This is a genomic window from Methylobacterium sp. 22177, assembly GCF_052045615.1.
In the GTDB taxonomy this organism is placed as follows: domain Bacteria; phylum Pseudomonadota; class Alphaproteobacteria; order Rhizobiales; family Beijerinckiaceae; genus Methylobacterium; species Methylobacterium radiotolerans.
In genome coordinates, this window is record NZ_JBQEPK010000100.1 from 1 (window position 1) to 4,667 (window position 4,667).

A 4,667-nucleotide genomic window follows, 5' to 3' on the forward strand; every position below is an offset into this window, starting at 1 on the left:
GACCTCGTCGCCGGTCGCACGACGCTGCCGGCCCTGGTCCTGTGGGAGCTTCGCATCCCGCGCGCCCTGCTCGGAGTGCTGGTCGGCTTCAGCCTCGGCCTGACCGGCGCCGCGATGCAGGGCTACTTGCGCAACCCGCTCGCGGACCCCGGCATCCTCGGCATCTCCTCCGCGGCGGCGCTCGGTGCCGTCATCGTCTTCTACGGCGGTTTCGCCGCTTCCATGAGCCTTGCCCTGCCGCTCGGCGGCATCGCCGGTGCCGGTATTGCCGCACTCCTCCTGAACGCGCTCGCCGCCCGCGGCAGCAGCACCCTCGGGTTGATCCTCGCGGGAGTCGGCCTGTCCAGCCTGGCCGGGGCGCTGACCGCGCTGGCACTGAACCTGTCGCCGAACCCCTATGCGGCCCTGGAGATCGTGTTCTGGCTGATGGGCTCGCTCAGCGACCGCAGCCTGGACCACGTGCTCCTGTGCCTACCGCTAATGGTTGTCGGCTGGGCCCTTATGCTGTCGACCGGCTCCGCCCTCGACGCCCTGACGCTCGGTGAGGACACCGCCGCGAGCCTTGGGGTCGGCCTGGTCTCCGTGCGCCTGCGTCTCGTCACCGGTGCGGCCCTGGCCGTCGGCAGCGGGGTCGCGGTTTCCGGCGCCATCGGCTTCGTCGGCCTCGTCGTGCCGCACCTGATGCGGCCGCTCGTCGGCGCCCGCCCCGGCGCCTGCCTGCTGCCGAGCGGCCTCGCGGGGGCGGTCCTGGTCCTTACGGCAGATATCGGCGTGCGCCTGCTCGCCACCCGGCCGGAACTCAAGCTCGGCGTGGTGACGGCGCTGGTCGGGGCGCCATTCCTGATCGTGCTGCTCCTGCGCAGTCGCGGGAAGCGGGCATGAGCCTCGGCCTGCACGACGCCCAGGTGACGTTGGATGGCCGGGCCATCCTCTCGGACATCGATCTGACCTTTCAGCCGGGCCGCTTCGTCGGGCTGGTCGGCCCGAACGGAGCCGGCAAGACCACGCTCCTTCGCGTCCTGGCGGGGCTGATCACCCCGAACCGGGGGCGGGTCATCCTGGAAGCCCGTCCGCTAGCCGGCATGGGCCGCGAGGAGCGGGCCCGTCGCGTCGCCGCCCTGTTCCAGGGTGCGGGGGTCGGCTGGCCGATGACGGTTCGCGAGATCGTGGCCCTCGGCCGGCTGCCGTACCGCCGGGCCTTCGCATCTCCCGCCGAGGCCGACGATGCCGCGGTCGCACGGGCGATGGTGCGCACCGACGTCCTCCAACTCGCTGACCGAGCCGAGCCGACCCTCTCTTCGGGCGAGCGCATGCGCGCGCTGCTCGCCCGGGCGCTCGCGGTTGAGGCACCTTGGCTTCTCGTCGACGAGCCGGTCACGGCTCTCGACCCGGCCCACCAGATCGACGCCATGTCGCTGCTCCGGGCCACCGCGCGGGACGGAAGCGGTGTCGTCGCCGTGCTGCACGACCTGACGCTCGCGGCCCGGTTCTGCGACCGCATCGTCGTGCTGGCGGGTGGCCGCCTCGTGGCCGACGGTACCCCGGAGGAAGCCCTGACCGACGTCCTGCTTGCCAAGGCGTTCGGGGTCACGGCCGAGCGGGGCTGGGCTTCGGACGGAACACGATACATCCTGCCCTGGGCGCGGTCCGGGGCTCAGACGGAGGAACGCGATGACGTCACCATCTCGGGCTGACGCGGTCACGACCCTACTGTACGAGGCGTTGGCGGATCCCGGCACCGCGTGGAGCCTCGGCAGCTTCGGGGCCATCGCCGAGTTCATGCGCGACCCCGACGAGCCCACGTCGCCGCTGCCGGACGGGCGAATGGGCTTGGCGACGGAGCGGGGCGCCATCGCGCTCGTTCCCAGTCCCGACTCGCGCCCGGTGGCCTATGAGACCGCCGTCGCGTCCGGCTGGAACCACGCCGTCGCCCTGTGCCTGCCCGAGGCCAGTTGCGCGATGAACCGGCGCAGCGTGGTGACGGAGCTCGGCCCGGACCGGGACGCCGCCCGCGAACGAGACCGCGATGCCATCTTGTTCGACCTGGGCCTTGGTCTCTTGGCGGTCGATGCCTGCGTGCGCACGAGCGATCCAGAAGCCATCGCCTGCCTGCGGTCCGGTGTCGGGCTTCCCCTGTTCGCCCCTTCGAGCCCCATCGGCCGCCAACTCGTGGCGCTGAGCCCCCACCGGGTGTTCCTCGCCCGGATCGGCCGCATCGAGGTCTATGCCCCGATCCCGGGCTCTGGCGGCACCAGCCCGGAGGGACCTCACACCCACGTCTTGCCCAAGCTTCTGCGCAGCGGCCGCACTCATGCGGCAACCACCCCGATCCCGGCGGGCTGGGTCCCCTGTGTCGGCATTCATCCGGCTCACCCCTACAAAGACATGATGGGCCAGCGGATCGCCTTCGACGTGGCCCGGCACGACGCCTTCCAGACCCTCCTCGACCGGTGGGGTGATCCTGACTTGCTCGCGGCCAAGCGCGGCGAGGACCTCGGCCCGGACAGCCTCGTGTCGAACCGCCACGCGCAGGCTGCCCGCCGTGTCGCCGAGGTCCAGTCGCGCTACCTTCGGGGCGAGACCGTCGAGGCTGACCCCGAACTCGACGAGGACGAGGACGCCGCCCATAATGGCTGATCCCGCGCTCCATGGACGCTGAGGCAAACCCGCGCCGGCAGAGGGTGGTGGGGCTGATCGGATGCCCGGGCGCGGGCAAGACGACCTACGCGCGCCGCTACGACCCGCTGCAGGGCTGGGTGCACCTCACCCTGGACGACCTGCGCCAAACATTCTGGCCGCCGAACCGTCAAGTCTACTGGCAGGTGCGCCGGATAGGTTGGGACGAGGAGGCGCGCGGGCTCCTTCATAACGTGAAGGTCGCCGCTCTGGATGCGTCCCTGGCGGCAGGGTTTAGCGTGGTGATGGCCGACACCCACCTGACCCGGGAGGTGTTCGAGGCCGAGCTTCAGGTCATCGAGCGATACGGCTTGTCGGTCGAGTGGAAGGTGTTCGACCTGTCCTGGGAAATGCTCCTCGCCCGCAACGAGGAGCGCGGCAGGATCGATCCGTCGCATCGGCAGCCAGAGACCGTCCTGCGGTTGGCCTACGATGCCTTCCACGCGCCAGACGCTTGGTGGCGTGCGCTCCCTTATGCTCAAGTCGAGTTCGTCGAGCCTTGAAACATGCCCACCGTGTGAGCTGCAAAGCGGCCACCACGCTGTCGCGAAGGTGTCCCCTTCGACATCTGCCTTTGGGATACTGTCGGGCCCGGCCAAGTGGTGACCAAAGGCGCATCGTCGCCATTGTAGCAACGAAACATGTGTCTGCTTTCGAGATCCGGGCAGCCGCGCGTGAGTGACTGTGTTGGGTCGGAAGCAGGACGGCCGCTCAGGGTGGTTTTGCGAAAATTCGCTCTCGGGCAGTGATTGATTGAAGTGGACATCGCCTCCGTGCCCGCTCGCGACCCAAGCCAGCCGCTGGAAAAGTCGTTTGCGGTTCTCCAGAGCGGTCGTTCGCTGGACCTCCGGTACCCTCGGCGCAAGGTAGAAGCAGGCACGAAGCCAACGTCTACGTCCCTCTGTTGCCGCTCGGGACCAACCCTACCTGTGGCGACATCGAAAGCCCGCTCTGCTGAGGAATCATGGACAAGCTTACCCTCTACACCTCGCCGTCAGCCTTCCCGAACCCACAGCGGGTGCGCCTGCTCATGCACGAGAAGGGTATCGCGCAGCATGTCGAGGAGCGTGTGCTCGACATGGCTCCGGGCGGCGAGCAGCGCGGTTGGCAACATCTCAAGCGCAATCCCTGGGGCGAGACCCCGACTCTTGAGCTGCCGGGCGGTGGTTATCTAGCCGAGAGCGTCGCGATCGCGCGCTACCTCGACGAGAGCTTCCCGGGCCGCAAAATTCTGGGCGAAGGCGCATTGGAGCAGGCACAGGACGTGATGTGGAACGACCGGATCTGGGTGCAGATCCTGTACAGGCTCACGACGCTATTCCACGTGCTCCATCAGGGCCTTGGGCCGAAGCTGGAACTAACTAGCAACCCGCAATGGGGCGAGCATTGCCGCAAGGAGGCGCTCTCCCATGCCAGCCTCGTCGACCGGCATCTGTCGGATGGGCGGGACTGGATGCTCGGTGGCGCGCACCCGACCTTCGCCGACATCACGCTGTGCACGGCGATCGCGTTCTCGAAGTTTGGTCCGGTCGCGACCCCGCTGGATGAGCGCTACGAGCAGCTCGACCAGTTCTGGCAGCGCTGGAAGGCGCGCCCGAGCTTCCGCCTCGCTTATGCGGATGGCGGCGGCCTTCAGGAACTGAGCGCGCTTCAGACCGCCTGATCGGCACGAGGTCTGGCGGAGCGACTGCGCAACACGCCGCTCGCTTCGCCCGGCTCCCGACATAGGGGCGCAGGGCCGCGCACAACCGTGCTGTCTTCAGCGCGACGGGAGCCCTCACGGAGTATATCGCGCGATTGCGAATATCGGCGGTGGAGCGGGGCCTGTGCACCAGGCTTCGCCCCAGGTCGCGCCGAAAACGTCCGCTTTCGTGCATCGTCGCCCGGCAGTGGACCGGCGGAGATCCACCCCAAGCTGGTGTTGCCGGATGGCTGACGAACGTCTGCTTCGGGGGAACGCCGGCACCGCTTCCGGCGGCTGGGTTGGGTCG

5 protein-coding genes are annotated in these 4,667 nt (G+C 68.9%); all 5 read left to right on the forward strand.

Going from position 1 to position 4,667, the window contains the following annotated elements:
* A partial coding sequence (locus tag ACTJK8_RS32075) for a FecCD family ABC transporter permease (RefSeq protein ID WP_440763183.1) occupies window positions 1–882 on the forward strand: 882 nt, incomplete at its 5' end.
* The gene (locus ACTJK8_RS32080) at window positions 879–1,694 is read left to right on the forward strand and encodes an ABC transporter ATP-binding protein (RefSeq protein ID WP_440763184.1); all 816 of its coding nucleotides are present in this window, start codon (window positions 879–881) and stop codon (window positions 1,692–1,694) included. The genes ACTJK8_RS32075 and ACTJK8_RS32080, both read left to right, overlap by 4 nt.
* On the forward strand, window positions 1,672–2,637 hold the full coding sequence (locus ACTJK8_RS32085; protein ID WP_440763185.1) for a DUF6925 family protein: 966 nt from the start codon (window positions 1,672–1,674) through the stop codon (window positions 2,635–2,637). The genes ACTJK8_RS32080 and ACTJK8_RS32085 overlap by 23 nt, the downstream gene beginning before the upstream one ends.
* 11 nt (window positions 2,638–2,648) lie before the next feature.
* The gene (locus tag ACTJK8_RS32090) at window positions 2,649–3,179 is read left to right on the forward strand and encodes an AAA family ATPase (RefSeq protein ID WP_440763186.1); all 531 of its coding nucleotides are present in this window, start codon (window positions 2,649–2,651) and stop codon (window positions 3,177–3,179) included.
* 461 nt (window positions 3,180–3,640) lie between these two features.
* The gene (locus ACTJK8_RS32095; RefSeq protein ID WP_012329789.1) at window positions 3,641–4,339 is read left to right on the forward strand and encodes a glutathione S-transferase family protein; all 699 of its coding nucleotides are present in this window, start codon (window positions 3,641–3,643) and stop codon (window positions 4,337–4,339) included.
* Window positions 4,340–4,667: the final 328 nt, after the last annotated feature.

Coding starts and splice junctions, on each gene's coding strand:
- ACTJK8_RS32080 (WP_440763184.1), top strand. CDS start 879: ATGAGCCTCGGCCTGCACGACGCCCAGGTGACGTTGGATGGCCGGGCC.
- ACTJK8_RS32085 (WP_440763185.1), top strand. CDS start 1,672: ATGACGTCACCATCTCGGGCTGACGCGGTCACGACCCTACTGTACGAG.
- ACTJK8_RS32090 (WP_440763186.1), top strand. CDS start 2,649: ATGGACGCTGAGGCAAACCCGCGCCGGCAGAGGGTGGTGGGGCTGATC.
- ACTJK8_RS32095 (WP_012329789.1), top strand. CDS start 3,641: ATGGACAAGCTTACCCTCTACACCTCGCCGTCAGCCTTCCCGAACCCA.